The sequence below is a fragment of the Acinetobacter sp. ANC 3929 genome (genome assembly GCF_000369405.1).
GTDB lineage: Bacteria > Pseudomonadota > Gammaproteobacteria > Pseudomonadales > Moraxellaceae > Acinetobacter.
This window is the reverse complement of the sequence record NZ_KB849999.1, coordinates 700,315-717,127: the sequence shown is the minus strand read 5'-3', so window position 1 is coordinate 717,127 and position 16,813 is coordinate 700,315. Positions and strand designations below refer to the sequence as shown.

The 16,813-nt window shown below is 42.3% G+C and carries 16 protein-coding genes; 11 read left to right on the top strand and 5 right to left on the bottom strand.

The genetic code is table 11. From position 1 onward, the window contains the following. Positions 1–9 precede the first annotated feature (9 nt). A complete protein-coding gene (locus F909_RS09630) occupies positions 10–1,260 on the bottom strand; it encodes an exonuclease SbcCD subunit D (protein WP_005150939.1) in 1,251 nt (416 codons plus the stop codon). Between the two features lie 163 nt (positions 1,261–1,423). Here F909_RS09630 and F909_RS09635 point away from each other — a divergent pair, with 163 nt between their 5' ends. Then, complete coding sequence (locus F909_RS09635) at positions 1,424–2,206, top strand: crotonase/enoyl-CoA hydratase family protein (RefSeq protein ID WP_005150937.1); 783 nt, start codon at positions 1,424–1,426, stop codon at positions 2,204–2,206. 30 nt (positions 2,207–2,236) lie between these two features. Here the strand turns inward: F909_RS09635 and F909_RS09640 are convergent, their stop codons facing one another. Beyond that, the gene (locus F909_RS09640) at positions 2,237–2,614 is read right to left on the bottom strand and encodes a VOC family protein (RefSeq protein WP_005150935.1); all 378 of its coding nucleotides are present in this window, start codon (positions 2,612–2,614) and stop codon (positions 2,237–2,239) included. Between the two features lie 157 nt (positions 2,615–2,771). On the opposite strand from F909_RS09640, the gene F909_RS09645 reads away from it, so the two are divergent. From F909_RS09645 to F909_RS09655, 3 genes are all read left to right on the top strand, one after another. Beyond that, the gene (locus tag F909_RS09645) at positions 2,772–3,224 is read left to right on the top strand and encodes a GNAT family N-acetyltransferase (protein WP_005150932.1); all 453 of its coding nucleotides are present in this window, start codon (positions 2,772–2,774) and stop codon (positions 3,222–3,224) included. Positions 3,225–3,510: 286 nt separating this feature from the next. Further along, positions 3,511–3,957, top strand: a complete 447-nt coding sequence (locus F909_RS09650) for an ABZJ_00895 family protein (RefSeq protein ID WP_005150930.1) — start codon at positions 3,511–3,513, stop codon at positions 3,955–3,957. An 84-nt stretch (positions 3,958–4,041) separates the two neighbouring features. Next, entirely contained in the window at positions 4,042–4,947 is a 906-nt protein-coding gene (locus F909_RS09655; protein WP_032877970.1) for a TIGR01777 family oxidoreductase, read from the top strand. On the opposite strand, the gene thiO is transcribed toward F909_RS09655, so the two are convergent. Together thiO and hemB are read right to left on the bottom strand one after the other, a co-directional pair. Continuing rightward, positions 4,933–6,054, bottom strand: coding sequence for a glycine oxidase ThiO (gene thiO, locus F909_RS09660; RefSeq protein ID WP_005150925.1), 1,122 nt, complete (start codon positions 6,052–6,054; stop codon positions 4,933–4,935). The genes F909_RS09655 and thiO overlap by 15 nt on opposite strands. A gap of 58 nt (positions 6,055–6,112) precedes the next feature. After that, positions 6,113–7,126 (bottom strand): porphobilinogen synthase, encoded by a 1,014-nt coding sequence (gene hemB, locus F909_RS09665; RefSeq protein ID WP_005150918.1) that lies wholly within the window; start codon positions 7,124–7,126, stop codon positions 6,113–6,115. Between the two features lie 170 nt (positions 7,127–7,296). Here hemB and F909_RS09670 point away from each other — a divergent pair, with 170 nt between their 5' ends. The 5 genes from F909_RS09670 (at position 7,297) to F909_RS09690 (ending at position 12,476) form a co-directional block, all read left to right on the top strand. Next, the gene (locus F909_RS09670) at positions 7,297–7,794 is read left to right on the top strand and encodes a thioesterase family protein (protein ID WP_004805214.1); all 498 of its coding nucleotides are present in this window, start codon (positions 7,297–7,299) and stop codon (positions 7,792–7,794) included. Between the two features lie 257 nt (positions 7,795–8,051). After that, positions 8,052–9,467 (top strand): anthranilate 1,2-dioxygenase large subunit, encoded by a 1,416-nt coding sequence (gene antA, locus F909_RS09675; RefSeq protein ID WP_005150915.1) that lies wholly within the window; start codon positions 8,052–8,054, stop codon positions 9,465–9,467. Positions 9,468–9,470: 3 nt separating this feature from the next. After that, the gene (antB, locus tag F909_RS09680) at positions 9,471–9,962 is read left to right on the top strand and encodes an anthranilate 1,2-dioxygenase small subunit (RefSeq protein ID WP_005150914.1); all 492 of its coding nucleotides are present in this window, start codon (positions 9,471–9,473) and stop codon (positions 9,960–9,962) included. A gap of 6 nt (positions 9,963–9,968) precedes the next feature. After that, positions 9,969–11,006 (top strand): anthranilate 1,2-dioxygenase electron transfer component AntC, encoded by a 1,038-nt coding sequence (antC, locus tag F909_RS09685; RefSeq protein ID WP_171067305.1) that lies wholly within the window; start codon positions 9,969–9,971, stop codon positions 11,004–11,006. Positions 11,007–11,141: 135 nt separating this feature from the next. Then, positions 11,142–12,476 (top strand): MFS transporter, encoded by a 1,335-nt coding sequence (locus F909_RS09690; RefSeq protein ID WP_005150909.1) that lies wholly within the window; start codon positions 11,142–11,144, stop codon positions 12,474–12,476. Positions 12,477–12,527: 51 nt separating this feature from the next. Here the strand turns inward: F909_RS09690 and F909_RS09695 are convergent, their stop codons facing one another. Continuing rightward, positions 12,528–13,523: an AraC family transcriptional regulator gene (locus F909_RS09695; protein ID WP_032877968.1), complete on the bottom strand. Its 996-nt coding sequence runs from the start codon at positions 13,521–13,523 to the stop codon at positions 12,528–12,530. Positions 13,524–13,994: 471 nt separating this feature from the next. Between F909_RS09695 and F909_RS09700 the strand changes: the two genes are divergently transcribed. Together F909_RS09700 and F909_RS09705 are read left to right on the top strand one after the other, a co-directional pair. Continuing rightward, a complete protein-coding gene (locus tag F909_RS09700) occupies positions 13,995–15,143 on the top strand; it encodes an HlyD family efflux transporter periplasmic adaptor subunit (protein WP_005150904.1) in 1,149 nt (382 codons plus the stop codon). Between the two features lie 6 nt (positions 15,144–15,149). Beyond that, positions 15,150–16,676: a DHA2 family efflux MFS transporter permease subunit gene (locus tag F909_RS09705; protein ID WP_005150902.1), complete on the top strand. Its 1,527-nt coding sequence runs from the start codon at positions 15,150–15,152 to the stop codon at positions 16,674–16,676. The last annotated feature ends 137 nt before the right edge of the window (positions 16,677–16,813 follow it).

Genomic DNA, 16,813 nt, shown 5'->3' with positions numbered 1-16,813 from the left:
GGCAGGTCCTTAAACAGTCTGATCATCTTCAAGTTGCTTTTGCGCCTCTGCGACTAAACTCATAAAGTCTTGAGTGACTTCATTATCGGCGTAATAGCCCTTTTTCTCCCAAATTTGCTGAAATAGTTTTTCAGGTGTCGGTGGTTCTAAGCTGATAGTTTGTTTGTTCTCTGCATTGCTTTCATTGGATAGATATTGTCTGGAAATGCGCACCAGTCGATAACGATCTTTGGGCAAGGCATCTTCAAATTGTTGTCGTAGATTCGGTTGTGGTGGCGTCGTGGTGTGATATTCGATATCGACATATTCGCGATGCTCGAGATTTTCGATCGGTTCATTTGGCAGATTGCGAAGGCGTTGCATGACTACGGTGAGTTCATCTTTAATTTTATGCAGTTGAATACTTCTTGGTATAGACAAAGCTTCAAAGCTCAATGAGTCTTCACTTTTTTTAGGATCACTCGTGACTTCAACCACCTGGTGCTTATAGTTGATTTCACTAAATGACAGTGGAATCGGTGAACCGCTATAACGAATATGCGGATGCTGTACTTTTTGCGGTTTATGCAAATGTCCCAGTGCCACATAATCAATACTGTCATCAAACAGGCTGGTGGAAAGCGCTTCTTCATTGCCAATGATAATCGGGCGTTCTGAATCCGAGGTTTCACCACCTTGCATATGCGCATGTGACATCAGAATTAAAGCCTGATCATCAGTTTTACGGCGTTTAGCTTCAGCAATCAGTTGCTGATGTAAATAAGCAATCGCATTTTGGCTATTGGTGGTGTGTTCATTAAAGCCTGTAATTTCGGCTGATCGTAAGAATGGCAGGGCAATACACCACGCCACAATCTGTTTTTGCTCATCATAAATCGGCAAAATTAAACGTTCTAGATCGAGGCTTTTATCTGGATTCCAGCGAATTACACCGACGGTTTTGGCATTGTATTTTTCTAATAAGGGCTCGACTTGTTCAATTCGATAGCCTGAATCGTGATTGCCAGCAATCATTAGGGTTTGCATGTGCGGGGCAAGCTCATGTGCATCGGCAAGGAATTGGTAGAGTTGTTTTTGTGCCTGTGAACTTGGATTGATGACATCAAAGATATCACCCGCAATCAATAAGGCATGCGGTTGTTTTGCCTTGATCTGCTCAAGTAACCATGCCAGAAATTGTTCATGTTCGTAGTGGCGGGAATGATTATAAAAAAACTGCCCCAAATGCCAGTCAGACGTATGAAAAAAACGCACGGTCATAAATGAATCTAAAAATAAAATAAACCCGAATAAGGTAGCACGTATTCAGGTAGAAGGGAGAGCCTTCATGAGCAGAAAAGCACTACAAGATGTGCCTTGATCATTTTTCAACGATCCTCTAGTTTGATCTGAATACCATTATTTTAACCATGAGGAAGATAAAATGAGCTTAGGTAAAGTAAGCCGTGAAATCATGGATCAGATCATGTTGATTGGTCTGGATCGAGTGGAAAAACGTAATGCTTTTGATAGCCATATGATTCATGACTTATCTCAAGCCTTAACCGAATATGAAAATCACTCTGAACTGCGCTGTGCCGTGATTTTTGCGCATGGTGATCACTTTACTGCGGGCTTAGATCTGGTTGAGTTACAGTCCAAAATTTCACAAGGTATTTTTAATTTTGAGCCTGAGCAGATTAATCCGTGGGGAACGGGTGGGCGGCATCGAACCAAACCTGTAGTGGTGGCTGTACAGGGGATTTGTTATACCGCAGGAGTTGAATTAATGCTGAATGCTGATGTGGTGATTGCCAGTGAAAATACAGTATTTGGTCAGCTCGAAGTTCAACGAGGGATTATGCCTTTTGGTGGGGCAACGGTACGCTTTGTACAAGCTGCCGGTTGGCAAAAAGCGATGCCTTATTTATTAACAGGTAAAACTTTTGATGCTAAAACGGCAGATCAGTTGAACCTGATTTCTGAGATTGTAGAAAATGGGCAACAACTTGAACGTGCCTTGGAAATTGCCAAAGAGATTTGTAGTGCTGCACCGCTTGCAGTACAGGCTTTATTGGCCTCTGCAACCGATGCAGTCGTGGAAGGGCAAACGGTTGCATTTGAAAAAATGAACAATTATTTGATGCCGCTGTTTGTATCTGAGGATGCTCAAGAAGGTGTTCGCGCCATGTTAGAAAAACGCCCACCGCAGTTTAAGGGGCGGTAATCATTTTTAATTTAACTTGAATTTAGCTAGTTATTGTGCCTGTTCATCGATTTCACAAATCCCAAAGGTATTATGGTCGAGATCAAGAAAATAGCCTTGCCAGCAGCGGTTCGGGATCGCAAACTTATCCATGGCGATAATCCCACCTAAACTTAGAATTTTAGCTGCAGTTTCATCGAAATTTGCCACCTCTATACTACAGGTAAAGGCATTGGTTCCACATCCTGTTGGTGGTGTTGCTACAGGACGTTGTAATAAACCGCCATGAATTCCTGTTGTTGCGATACGATAATATTCAATCGGTAGGCCTTCTACTTTTTCAAATTTCCAGCCAAATACAGATTGATAAAAGTGAATGTCACGTTGTGGATCTGATGACTGAATTTCAAAATAAATAATGCTGTTCATCCAATCTATCCTTAATTTTTATAGTCGTAGAATTATTTTAAAGAGATATGGAATTGAAAGACGAGAGATTTATGTAAGCAGGTGTGCATTTTGGTCTTTAATCATAAAATCGCGTTGAATATAATTGAGTAAGATATAAGAGGTTAATCCTGTATTGATGAAGATTATTAAATTGGCGAATCATCCTGAATTGCGAGAACAGGCTGTAATGTGGTTTTCAGATCAATGGGAAATTCCTGTTGAGGCTTATCGAGACAGCATACAAACTTCGATTGAGCAGCCACAAGGAATTCCGCAGTGGTATGTAATTCTAAATGAACAGCAGCAAATCATTGCTGGTGCAGGTGTAATCGACAATGACTTCCATGAGCGCAAAGATCTCAGCCCAAACTTATGTGCTTTGTTTGTTGAGGAAACTTATCGAAAGCGGAATATCGCCAAGCAACTGCTGGATTTTGTTCGAGTAGAAATGAAAAATTTAGGATTTGAAAAGCTTTATCTGGTGACTGACCAAGATGATTTTTACGAAAAGTGTGGCTGGACATTTTTAACCAAGGTGACAGAGGACGAAGGTCAGCTGATCAAAATGTATGTTGCCGATACGCTTTAAAATACAAATTTCAGGCAAATAAAAACCGACGATTCGAGTGATGATAAATCGTCGGTCAAAATCTTTTTCAATGGTTCTGGCTGCTAACACAACCATTGTTAAAGATGGAGAGTCATAATGAAAGGTCACCGAAAACATTGCGGATGCCGTGCAATGTACAATCGGTTGCTGCGACCTTGTACCCTATATAACGCTGCTGGTTGAGGATTGGTTGACATATAAATGAAAAAAAAGTGAAAAAATTTTATAATTATTTTCTAAAGCCAGTCTAATTAGGTTTATCTTTATGATTTCATTGCGTTTGTACTATATCTGGTTTTTTATAATTTGTTTTACTGCGACGTTGTTGGCAGGTGTACTAGCAGCTATTTTACCAAATAGTATTGGTGGCGTATTGACTGCCATTCCTTATTTAATCGCGATCATTATTATTTTATTTAAATTTTTGAAGCAACAACGCCGCGCACCGACGCCACAGGAACGGAAACGCCTAAGTATTGGCTTTAGTCTGATCTTTTGGGGATACAACGTCTGTGGCTTATTGTTCGGGCTATTTGTTTTTGCACGTAAAGATCCGGAAGTTTGGCAAAACTTCTTGTTATATCTGAAACAACCTGCATTTTTGCTTAGTATTTTAGCAATGTGGTTTGTGATAGCCGTACCGCTGTTCTTGATTACCTATTGGTTTTATGGACCGCAAGCACAGAGAATGGCCAATAAAATGTTCAACTAGTTGAAAAAGTTCACTTGTAATTCACTTTCATTCTGCTAAGACTTAGATATAGAGCTGATCAATTTTATGCAGGATGAAGGTGCGATGCAAAAACAGACGGTTTTAATCACAGGCGCAAGTGGCTTTATTGGCTCACATTTGTTGCCTTTTTTATTAGAACAACAATATCAAATCCTTGCACTGACCCGACAGCCAAATCGAGTTTCTCAGCATTCAGCGCTACGTTGGGTGAGTGATCTTGATCAAATTGAAACGCAACAGATTGATTATGTGATTAATCTGGCTGGTGAAAATATTGGCGCAAAACGTTGGACTGAACAACGTAAGCAACAATTAATACACAGCCGTGTTGCGGTGACAGAACAACTGTATCAATGGCTGGAACAACGGCAAATTTTTCCGAAATGCATTATTTCTGGGTCTGCGATTGGTTATTACGGTATTGATCCACAAGAAAAATGGAAGCTTATTTGTGATGAAAATACACCACCGCAAGAGATTTTTATGTCTGAACTTTGCCAAAAGTGGGAACAAACTGCTTTAAAGTATAGCCAACAAAATACCAAGATCATTCGTTTAGGTGTGGTTTTTGGACAGGGTGGGATTTTGCCGCAGATGCTGTTACCGATTCGATTGAATGCTGTTGCAAAAATTGGCTCGGGGCAGCAACCAGTGGTGTGGATTCATATCCAAGATGTACTGAATGCCATTGTTTTTCTGTTGCAATCCAATCACAGTCAAAAGGTGTATAACCTTGTAGCACCTGAACAAATCAATCAACAGCAGTTCGCTCAAATTGCCGCCCACATTTTAAAACGCAAACCTTTTATGCGAATGCCTAAGTGTGTATTTACATCGATGCTTGGCGAGCAAGCACAGCTTATTTTAAATGGGCAATATGTGATTCCTCAGGCTTTGCTCGAACAGGGCTTCAGATTTCAATATCCAGATTTGAATGGGGCTTTAACCGAAATTCTAGCAAGACATTAAATTATGCTGTTTCAAACGTTGCGGTGAATAGGCCTGGGGATCAATCAGTGTATCTTGTCCCAAAATCAGTTGGCGTAGCAGACGTGCAGAACCAGAGCCCATACATAAACCATTACGGAAATGCCCAAAATTAGCCCAAAGATTTTCCAGTTCAGGCATTGCGCCGATATAGGGAATGCCCTCTGGAGAACTTGGACGTAAACCTGCCCAACGTTTTACAATCGGGAATTGCGCTAATTCAGGCACTATTTTTAAACAGGCGTTGAGAATATCCCGTTGGGTTTGACTATCGATTGCTGTACTAAAGCCCGTATCTGCCATGCTTGAACCACAGACAATGTGACCATCTTGACGTGGAATCAAATACATCACCCGATTCATACACATGGTTGGTAGCCAGTTTGCTGGCGTTTTAAATAACAGCATTTGCCCTTGTACGGGATGTACGGGGATATTGCGTTGAATTTGTTGTTGCCATAGCTGGCTCCATGCACCAGAACTAATCACGACATGATTTGCCGTAAATTTCTGACCATCTTCGGTCTCAATCCCGTGAACTTTTTTATTTTGAATCACCAGTTTTCCAACAGGGCACTGTTCAAAAAAACGTACGGCAGGGTGTTGTTTTAAATAGTAAATTAACGATTGTAATAAGCGTGGATTACGAACACTCGACAGTTGTGGGAAATAAATTGCTTGTTGGAATTGTGCTGAAACGTGGGGATTTACTTGTTGAAGTTGAGGACGATCGAGCAGTTCGCATTGCTGCATCGGTTCCTGATATCGATTGGCATAATTCAAGCCGATCTCGAAATCTTCCTGATCGAAAATCAGCATACCCGTATCGTGAATTTGAAAATCAATGCCAGTGATGGGACGTAATTTCTCATTCCATGTTTGATAGAGAGATTTTCCGTGTTTTGCCAGCTGATTTACTTCGGGCGCATAACGCCAAGGATACATGGGTGAGAGGATACCGCCACCCGCCCACGAGGCTGCTTGACCTGCTTGTTGTTGGTCAAAAATATCGACAGAACAACCTTGTTCAGCAAGTTCCAATGCTGACATTAAGCCGCTAATACCCGCACCAATGATGGCAATATGCATGATAAAGTTAAACCAGTTTAAAGATTCCCCTCTTTATCAAAGAGGGGTTAGGGGAGATCTATCTCATCTCTTTTAATTTACGTGCTGCATCTTCAGCAAAATACGTCCAGATCCCATCTGCACCTGCACGACGGCAACACATCAAAGATTCCAGAATAACGCTGTCAGATAACCAACCATTTTGAATCGCACCTGCAAGCATGGCGTATTCGCCGCTGACTTGATAGATAAAGGTTGGAACGCCAAAAGTATCTTTGACTTCACGAACCACATCCAGATAAGGCATACCTGGTTTGACAATCACCATATCCGCGCCCTCTTGGAGGTCTAGTGCGATTTCATGCAGTGCTTCGGCACGGTTGCCAATATCCATCTGATAATTGTATTTATTGCCACCTTTCAGATTGCTGGCAGAACCGACTGCATCGCGGAAAGGACCATAGAAGCTTGAGGCATATTTTGCTGAATAAGCCATGATGTTGGTGTAGATAAAATCGTTTTGTTCTAATGCTTGACGAATCGCACCGATACGACCATCCATCATGTCACTTGGCGCAATCACATCAGCACCAGCCGCAGCATGACTGAGTGCTTGTTTTACTAGGCATTCAACGGTTTCATCATTAAGTACATAACCCGTGTCATCAATAATGCCGTCTTGACCATGAGTGGTATAAGGATCAAGTGCACCATCAGTAATCAGTACCATTTCTGGTAATTCTTTTTTAAGTAGGCGACAGGTGGTTTGAACTAAACCGTTTTCATCCCAAGCGGCTTCTGCCGTTAAACTTTTATCTTGTTGTGGTGTCACAGGGAATAAGGCAAGTTTTGAAACCCCGAGTTCAAGCAAGGTTTCTGCTTTTTTGAGCAGTAAATCAGCCGACAGACGTTGTACATTTGGCATGCTCGGAATGTCTTGGGTTTGTTGCTGTCCTGGTAATACAAACACTGGATAAATCAAATGATTCGCAGTTAAATGAGTTTCACTGACCATGGCACGAAGTTGGTCATTTTTACGGATACGGCGCATGCGAGTCGCAGGAAAAGCTGGACGATTGAACGTATAAGTCATAACAATCTCGATGTTCAGTATTACACTATAGAAATAATTGAGGTATTAAGTCACGCTAGGGAGAGCTTAGCGCTGTTGCTCAATTACAGAACCCCGCTATTGTAGCCCCATATTTTTAGATTTGTGCAAAATAATGGAAAGTTCTTCTTTCCATTGAGTGTAGGCCGCGTATGAATGATGTAAAGAGAAACTGGACTGGGAATATTCAGCTAGGTGCCAAGGCAGACCACCAAGTGGTTTTAAAACAGCTGTGTAAGGCATTCAATGCCTGTCCTTTTTTTAAATACAGTGGCATGGTCATGCGAGTGGTTGATGATCAGATTGAAGCGTATTTTGAGATGCAGCCAGAGTTAGTCGGGAATGTTGCATTTCAGATTTTACATGGGGGTGTCGCAGCAACGATTCTGGACAGTATTGGTGGGGTGGTTGCGATGGAGCAGCTTTATCGCCGTGCCACGCCAGAAGATTTACCTGATACCATTAAGAAAGTATCGCGTTTAGCTACTGTAGATATGCGGGTCGATTATCTGGCACCAGGACGTGGCAAACATTTTATTGCTCGTGCTGAAACCTTACGTCTAGGTCGTAAAGGTTGCACCATGCGTATGACTATGGTCAATGATGAAGGTAAAGCGATTGCAACCGCAATTGCCTCGTATGCATATTAATTTCTTAAAATAAAAATATTGAGCGCCTCTCATTTATAGCCTGAGGGGCTTATTTAATTTCAAAGCCTATCATTATTGTCCTGCACAATTCTTTGCCGTATCTGCAAATCATGTTTTGTTCATGATTCAACATTCTCCTGCTGAGCTTATTTAAAATTATTCACAATCTGGATAGAGATCTGGAAAAACTGGATAGAGCCCACGACTAAATCACGCTTCAATCAAGAAAAGGTTTTTATTGATTGGAGGACATAAAAATGACAACACGTAATATTGCTGGATGGCAGAATTTTATTACAGGATGTCTCGACTTTCGCCCTAAGGATGGGGTGTTTCGTATCGCACGTGATATGTTCACAGAGGCTGAACTTTTCGATTTGGAAATGGAATTCATTTTTGAAAAAGTCTGGATTTATGCCTGCCACGAAAGTGAAATTCCCAACAATCATGATTTTCTAACGGTTCAGATTGGACGACAACCCTTAATTATTAGCCGTGATGGCCAAGGCCAATTACATGCCATGGTCAATGCCTGTGAGCATCGTGGTGCGACCTTGACTCGTGTTACCAAAGGCAATCAATCCACGTTTACCTGTCCGTTTCATGCATGGTGCTATAAATCTGATGGTCGTCTGGTCAAAGTCAAAGCGCCTGCTGAATATTGTGAAGATTTTGATAAGTCCAGTCGTGGTCTCAAACAAGGACGTATTGCCAGTTATCGTGGTTTTGTTTTTGTCAGTCTGGATACACAGGCAACGGATAGCCTTGAAGACTTCTTGGGGGATGCCAAAGTATTCCTCGATTTAATGGTAGAGCAGTCACCGACTGGCGAGTTAGAAGTCCTGCAAGGCAAGTCGGCCTATACTTTTGCAGGAAATTGGAAGCTGCAAAATGAAAATGGACTGGATGGCTATCACGTCAGTACCGTGCACTATAACTATGTCTCCACTGTGCAACATCGCCAGCAAGTCAATGCAGCCAAAGGCGATGATCTGGATACTTTGGACTACAGCAAATTAGGTGCAGGCGATAACCAGACTGATGATGGCTGGTTCAGTTTTAAAAATGGTCACAGCGTTTTATTCAGTGAGATGCCAAATCCCGCAGTGCGTCCAGGCTATGACACCGTCATGCCTTATCTAGTGGAAAAATATGGTACGAAGCGTGCGGAATGGGCCATGCACCGCCTAAGAAATTTAAACCTGTATCCAAGTTTATTTTTTATGGATCAGATCAGTTCACAGCTAAGGATTGTGCGTCCAGTGGCATGGAATAAAACCGAAGTGATTAGCCAATGTCTCGCGGTAAAAGGGGAGTCAACCGAAGCGCGTCGTAACCGTATTCGCCAGTTTGAAGACTTTTTCAATGTCTCGGGCTTAGGTACGCCAGATGATTTGGTGGAGTTTCGGGAACAGCAAAAAGGATTTCAGGCGCGTCTGGAACGTTGGAGTGATATTTCTCGTGGTCATCATACTTGGTGTTATGACATAACCCCAAATGCACAAGATCTCGGAATCCGACCCGTGATTACGGGACGTGAACTGACGCATGAAGGTTTGTATGTCAATCAACATGGTCAATGGCAACGTTTGATGCTGGATGGCTTAAATCGCAAAGCTTTAAAAATGCAGGATATTACTTATCAACTTGATACAGCAACGGAAGAGGTATAAGTCATGACTGCTGAACTACATTTTGCTGTTTCACAATTCCTTTATCAAAAATCAGAGTTATGCGACCGTTATGACTGGGATGCCTATCTGGAACTATATGATGAAGATAGTGAATATCACATTCCGCAATGGATTGACGATCATCAATATGTCGAAGATCCGAATCAGGGTCTGTCTTATATCTATTATGCAGATCGATCGGGTCTAGAAGACCGCGTATTCCGTATCCGTACTGGAAAAGCAGCATCGGCGACCCCCTTACCCCGTACCCAGCACAGTATTCAAAATGTACAGGTTAAAAACCTGCAAGATGGTTTGATTGAAGCCAGAGTCGGATGGAGCACCTTATATAACCGTCAAGGCTTAGAAGGTTGTTTCTATGGACATGCCACTTACGTGTTAAGACAAACGGCTGAAGGATTCCGTATTCGCCGTCAGCACACGATTTTGCTAAATGACAAAATTGATTCGGTGTTGGATTTTTATCATGTTTAAGGGAGCATCATGATGGGACATTCAGTTGCACTTAATTTTGCCGATGGGAAAACCTTCTTTATTTCGGTACAGGAGGATGAACTGTTACTTAATGCTGCTATTCGTCAAGGCATTAACTTACCTTTGGATTGCCGTGAAGGCGTGTGCGGAACCTGTCAGGGACAGTGTGAAACAGGCATTTATGAACAAGAATATGTGGATGAAGATGCTTTAAGTGAGCGTGATTTGGCCGAGCGTAAAATGTTGGCTTGTCAAACGCGAGTCAAATCCAATGCTGCATTCTATTTCGATCATAATTCTGAAATCTGTAACGCTGGCGAGACACTGAAAATTGCAACGCAAGTGACTCAGGTTGAACTGGTGTCCGAGACAACCGCGATTTTACACGTTGATGCCAGTTCATCTACTAAGCAATTAGAGTTTTTACCAGGCCAATATGCACGTTTGCAGATCCCTGAGACTGATGACTGGCGTTCTTATTCTTTTGCCAATCGTCCGAATCAGAGCAATCAGTTGCAGTTTTTAATTCGCCTATTACCCGATGGGGTAATGAGTAATTATTTACGTGATCGCTGCCAAGTGGGTCAAACCATGATGATGGAAGCACCTCTCGGTAGTTTTTATCTTCGTGAAGTTGAGCGTCCTTTGGTATTTATTGCCGGAGGAACGGGGCTGTCGGCTTTTTTAGGCATGCTCGACAATATTGCAGAACAGGCGAACCCACCTGCAATTCAATTGTATTACGGGGTCAATCAAGAAGCTGATTTATGTGAACAATCTCGATTGCAGACTTATGCTGAACGTCTGCCAAATTTCAAATATCAACCCGTCGTAACCCAAGCATCGGATGTGTGGACAGGTAAAACAGGTTATATCCATGAGCACCTGAATCGAGATCAACTCGCGGAACAGGCATTTGATATGTATTTATGTGGTCCGCCACCGATGATAGAAGCCGTCAAAAGTTGGTTGGATCAACATGCTTTAAAGAACTATCGCCTATATAGCGAAAAGTTTTTACAGAGTAATACGGCTCGTAATTGATCGGCTGCGTTGCCAGATGATTGACGCAAAACAGAGGGAGGGGAAATCCCTCTGTTTAAGATAATTAAGCAGTTTGAAAAATTAAAAATCTCAACGTGAGCATACGTTGAAACATCTACTTTTAAGGGAATAAAAATGAAGACAATTGATGTGAATCATGTGATTAATCGAGATCGGCTGTCGCCCTTACAATGGCTGGTTTTTGCATTGGGCTTTCTGGTGTTTTTCTGTGATGGTTTAGATACCGGGATTATCGGTTTTATTGCGCCAGCCTTATTGGATGATTGGGGCATTAGCAAGCCTGAATTGGCGCCAGTGCTGAGCGCGGCGCTAGTGGGGATGTCGATTGGTGCGATTATTTCTGGGCCATTGGCAGATCGGTTTGGCCGTAAAGGCGTGATTGTGTCCACGACTTTATTATTTTCCGTATTTACCATCTTATGTGGCTTTGCTTCTTCCACACAAGATTTGATGATTTACCGTTTTATTACCGGTGTTGGGTTGGGTGCTGCGATGCCAAATATCAGTACCATTGTTTCAGAGTATATGCCCGCAAAACGTAAAGCTTTTCTGACGGGTTTGGCGGGTTGTGGTTTTATGCTGGGGATTTCCTGTGGTGGTTTACTGTCTGCGTATTTACTGGAAAACTTAGGCTGGGCCAAGGTGGTGATTTTAGGTGGCATCATTCCTTTGTTCCTCGTGCTGGCTTTGTTGCTGAAATTGCCAGAATCAGTACCGTATTTAATTAAAACAGAGCAGCAAAATAGAGCCCAAAGTATTCTTGAAAAAATTCAAGGCCACTTGTTTATTGACAAGGTCAAGATTGAACTCCCTCAAGTGGGTGTCAATCATGCTGAAAGTCCAGTCAAAATGGTTTTAAGTAAATATCTATGGGGTTCAGTCATGTTATGGCTGTGCTGTTTCATGAGTCTATTGGTGTTCTATTTACTGACCAGCTGGATGCCAACGATTTTAAAAACAGCAGGTTTTAGTACCCAGCAGTTTAGTCTCATTGCTGCAATTTTCCCATTTGGTGGGGTGATTGGCGCTGTCATCATGGGTTGGTATATGGATAAACTCAATCCAACCATCGTGATTAAATATGCGTATTTAATGGCATTCATTCTATTTATCGTTGCCGGTTTTGTCAGCTCAAGCATTTTGTTGCTTGGGATCTCTATTTTCCTGATAGGTGCTTTGCTCACTGGTGCACAATCATCATTGTTACCATTGGCTGCATTATTCTACCCGTCACAATGTCGTGCAGTTGGCGTGTCATGGATGCATGGCATTGGACGCGTTGGTGCAATTTTTGGGGCATTCTTCGGTTCTTATATCTTTACCTATGAAATTAGTCTCGGTGGTATTTTCTATTTATTGGCTTTGCCGACCTTTATTGCTTTTATTGCATTGAGTTTGAAAGCGATGCGTCAAAACAATAAAGCCAATGCTGTCTTAAGTATCAATTAACCTACGCCTAAGAAAAAACCCAGTGCTTTCAGACACTGGGCTTTTGTTTTTTTATGATATTTCATTCGTTTTATTACGGGTTTCACTCGGTTTTTCGCCAAATTCATCTTTATATTCTTGCGCAAAACGGCTGAGGTGATTAAAGCCCCAATCATAGGCCAGTTTGGAGATTGAAATTTTTTGATGTTTAGCAGTATGACTCAATATGTTATAGATTTGCTGCAGTCGATATTTGCGTAAATAGGCCATCGGACTGAGTCCATAATATTGCTGGAACTCCTCATAGAGTTTGGATTTAGAAACACCTGCTAAACGTTGTAAACTCTCTGCATCGAAGGATTCCTGTGCATGTTGCACAATAAAATTCTTCACTTTGCGGATATACGCGGGTTCCATTTGATTGCAGCGTTCATGCAATGCCGCAGAATAATTACTTTCCTGTGACAGCAGTAGCGCTTTAATCACAAAATTTTCATAATCCTCAGAAAACATCGGTAAGCCAGAAAAGTCAGCATAATGTGATTTGAGTTGTAAAAAATTTTCGATGTTATTCCACCAGGCTTTCATTAAACCCGTCATGCCGAGAGAGATTTCAGGGTTAAACACCAATGCTTGTTCCAGTGGTTGATTCAGGAGCTCTGATAGCACCATATGCAGACTTTTTTCAGGAATCACCACCTGAAATTTTTGACAATCCTGATTAATGACCAAATCCTGCAAATCTTGATTAGAAACGATAAGGCCTGTATCTGCATCAGATTGATACTTGGCACCACGGATGCTGAGTGTTTGCTTGCCATGAAACGGCAGGCTGATGCTATAGGCTTTTAGATTGGCAATATTGATGGCAACATTGGCTCCATAACGGATGGTCCCGATCGCCATTTTTTTATGTGGTAAACGAATCCCGTCATAATGAAAGTCGAGTGTTTCTCGACAAAGGGTGTCCAAGCGGTGTTCACCACAGATCATTGACATCAGATCTTGAGCAAAGTCAGCTTGATGCGAATGGTGGATAAGATCCATGTTTTGGCTGAGTGATGTCATCATCCTTTCACCTAGCGAATGTTTGTTGTTTTATTTGCAAGAAAAATGCCATTCTGATCCATAAATGACCGTGTTTTTCTCGCGTGGAAGAATAGGACACTATACAAAAATCATTCTTCTACCTAAGTTCATTAGAGCAAATCCAGCAAAATACACAAGCCTACACCACATATATCTTTATGCTTTATAGGTATGCTAAGTATTGTTGTATCAGTAGGCATTGCGAACATCACTCGTTTAGAATCCAAACTTTAAGTTTTTTATAATCATTAAAATATCAATTTATAAGAATTGAACGCATCAGTTATTTTTTTTAATCTCGTCATATGATTTTTTACCGTTAAAATGCGAAATAGTTTTTTCTCTTATTTTACATTTTTGGTTTTTTAACATTCAGTTAAGTTTTTAAAATTAAACTGGCCGGCTGATTAAACCAAAAGTTAAAAATCTCTTTAATTTCAGGAATAACCTATGACTGACGCCCAAGCCAATCTACAGGATGCTGCTTCAGATTCGGCATCAGATGATGCAATGAAAGCAAAACGTAAAAAATTCCTCGGCTTTTTCGTGCTCATTCTCATTCTCGCTGCAATTTTGTATGGTATTTGGGCGTTATTCTTTAATCATTCCGTCAGTACAGACAATGCCTATGTGGGTGCAGAAACTGCACAAATCACGTCAATGGTCAGTGGGCAAGTGGCTGAAGTGTTGGTGAAAGACACACAACAGGTCAAACAGGGTGATGTACTGGTCCGTATTGATGAGCGTGATGCCAAGATTCAACTGGCACAGGCACAAGCTGAGTTAGCCAAGGCGCAACGTCAATATAAACAAAGCCAAGCAAATAGTAGCTCTTTAAACTCTCAAGTTGTAGTGCGTAATGATGAAATCAGCAGTGCACAAGCACAAGTGACCAAAGCTCAAGCCGATTATGATCGTGCGGTATTGGAGCTGAAACGCCGTAATGAACTTGCTGCGACAGGTGCCATTTCTAAAGAAGAATTGAGTAAGGCGCAAAGTGCTGTGTCTACAGCCAAAGCCAGTTTAGAGCTGACTCAAGCAGGTTTGGCGCAAGCAACATCAAGCCGTAAAGCGGCTGAAAGTACTTTTGCCGCTAATGAAGCCTTGATTCAAGGGGTGAATGAAGCATCAACACCAGATGTATTGGTGGCTAAAGCACATGTAGAACAGGCTGCACTGGATTTAGAGCGGACAGTGATTCGTGCACCAGTCGATGGTGTGGTAGCGCGTCGTAATATTCAGATTGGGCAACGTGTTGCACCAGGTACAGCGATGATGTCGGTTGTCCCTATTTCAGCACTGTATGTCGATGCAAACTATAAAGAAAGCCAGCTCGCCAAGGTGAAAGCAGGGCAGAAGGTAACACTTCGTTCTGATTTGTATGGTGATGATGTGGTTTATCACGGTACTGTGCAAGGTTTCTCGGGTGGTACTGGTGCAGCATTTGCCTTGATTCCTGCACAAAATGCCACAGGGAACTGGATTAAAGTGGTACAGCGTCTACCTGTACGTATTAGCCTTGATCCGAAAGAACTTGCAGAACATCCATTACGTGTGGGGCTGTCGATGCAAGCGGATATTGATCTCGTATCGAAGTAATCAGCCATGAAAACGCAAAACCCTTTTGCAGAACTCAGTGGCGGGCGATTACTGCTTGCAGCTTTCGTGATCGCACTCTCAAATTTTATGGTGGTACTAGATACCACAATTGCCAATGTTTCTGTGCCACATATTACAGGAAACCTCGCTGTGTCCAGTTCTCAAGGGACATGGGTGATTACTTCTTATGCCGTTGCGGAAGCGATTTGTGTCCCTTTAACAGGTTGGCTTGCAGGACGCTTTGGTACGGTTCGGGTATTTGTCTTCGGATTGATTGGTTTTACTGTCTTTTCATTCTTATGTGGTTTGGCGACCTCCTTAGAAATGCTGGTATTTTTCCGAATTGGACAAGGCTTGTGTGGCGGCCCACTGATGCCGCTCAGCCAAACTTTATTGATGCGGATTTTCCCACCTGAAAAACATGCTCAGGCGATGGGACTTTGGGCAATGACCACGGTGATTGGGCCAATTCTAGGGCCGATCCTTGGTGGGCTGATTAGTGACAATCTGTCTTGGCACTGGATCTTCTTTATTAATATTCCAGTTGGGATTTTCTGTGTTCTAGCCTCTATTCGATTATTGTCTGTGGCTGAAACCAAAACTGAAAAAATGCGCATCGATGCCATTGGTCTGGGTTTATTGGTGTTGTGGATTGGCGCATTGCAATTGATGCTGGATCTAGGACATGAACGCGATTGGTTTAATAGCAGCAGTATTATTATGCTGGCTTTGATTGCGGTGGTCGGCTTTATTGTGTTTATGATCTGGGAGCTGACCGAGAAGCATCCCGTGGTCAATCTATATGTATTTAGGCATCGGGGCTTCGCTGTTTCGGTGTTGGCACTGGCCTTTGGCTTCGGCTCCTTTTTTGGCAGTATTGTGTTGATCCCGCAATGGTTACAGATCAATTTGGGCTACACCGCAACCTGGGCTGGCTATCTGACCGCGACAATGGGGTTGGGCAGTCTCACCATGTCACCGATTGTGGCTAAATTATCGACCAAATATGACCCTCGGGCGTTGGCCAGTTTTGGTCTGGCTTTACTGGGTGTCGTGACTTTAATGCGTGCATTTTGGGTAACGGATGCTGACTTTATGGCCTTGGCGTGGCCACAAATCTTGCAAGGTTTTGCAGTGCCATTTTTCTTTATTCCATTGTCGAATATTGCAATGGGCTCAGTATTACCACAAGAAATGGCATCAGCCGCTGGTCTAATGAACTTTCTCAGAACTATGGCAGGTGCGATTGGTGCTTCAATTGCAGTCACCATTTGGGATGATCATGCCAAAGTGGCACGTAGCGAAATGGTCAATAATCTGCATCCGCAAGAAGTCCAAAATAGTCTGCTTCAGAATGGATTCTCACCCGATGCAACGCTAGGTGTGATTGCTAATTTGGTGGATAAAGAAGCGATTACCATGTCGGCCAACCATGTGTTTATGCTGTTGGCGATTGTGTTTGTATTTGCCAGTGCCTTGATCTGGCTGAGTCCAAAACCGAAAGGCAATACGGGTGGCATGCCGACCCACTAGAAATTCTGAATTGGAAAGCATCTCTTAGGAGGTGCTTTTTTTATGTATAAAAATGGTGTTTTAACTTGGAATTGATAGATTTTGCCTGTTTTTTTGCGGAGAAAGCATGCCAGAATCCACTTGAAGGCAATAAGGAT

Coding starts and splice junctions, on each gene's coding strand:
- F909_RS09630 (WP_005150939.1), bottom strand. CDS start 1,260: ATGACCGTGCGTTTTTTTCATACGTCTGACTGGCATTTGGGGCAGTTT.
- F909_RS09635 (WP_005150937.1), top strand. CDS start 1,424: ATGAGCTTAGGTAAAGTAAGCCGTGAAATCATGGATCAGATCATGTTG.
- F909_RS09640 (WP_005150935.1), bottom strand. CDS start 2,614: ATGAACAGCATTATTTATTTTGAAATTCAGTCATCAGATCCACAACGT.
- F909_RS09645 (WP_005150932.1), top strand. CDS start 2,772: ATGAAGATTATTAAATTGGCGAATCATCCTGAATTGCGAGAACAGGCT.
- F909_RS09650 (WP_005150930.1), top strand. CDS start 3,511: ATGATTTCATTGCGTTTGTACTATATCTGGTTTTTTATAATTTGTTTT.
- F909_RS09655 (WP_032877970.1), top strand. CDS start 4,042: ATGCAAAAACAGACGGTTTTAATCACAGGCGCAAGTGGCTTTATTGGC.
- thiO (WP_005150925.1), bottom strand. CDS start 6,054: ATGCATATTGCCATCATTGGTGCGGGTATTAGCGGCTTAATGTCAGCA.
- hemB (WP_005150918.1), bottom strand. CDS start 7,126: ATGACTTATACGTTCAATCGTCCAGCTTTTCCTGCGACTCGCATGCGC.
- F909_RS09670 (WP_004805214.1), top strand. CDS start 7,297: ATGAATGATGTAAAGAGAAACTGGACTGGGAATATTCAGCTAGGTGCC.
- antA (WP_005150915.1), top strand. CDS start 8,052: ATGACAACACGTAATATTGCTGGATGGCAGAATTTTATTACAGGATGT.
- antB (WP_005150914.1), top strand. CDS start 9,471: ATGACTGCTGAACTACATTTTGCTGTTTCACAATTCCTTTATCAAAAA.
- F909_RS09690 (WP_005150909.1), top strand. CDS start 11,142: ATGAAGACAATTGATGTGAATCATGTGATTAATCGAGATCGGCTGTCG.
- F909_RS09695 (WP_032877968.1), bottom strand. CDS start 13,523: ATGACATCACTCAGCCAAAACATGGATCTTATCCACCATTCGCATCAA.
- F909_RS09700 (WP_005150904.1), top strand. CDS start 13,995: ATGACTGACGCCCAAGCCAATCTACAGGATGCTGCTTCAGATTCGGCA.
- F909_RS09705 (WP_005150902.1), top strand. CDS start 15,150: ATGAAAACGCAAAACCCTTTTGCAGAACTCAGTGGCGGGCGATTACTG.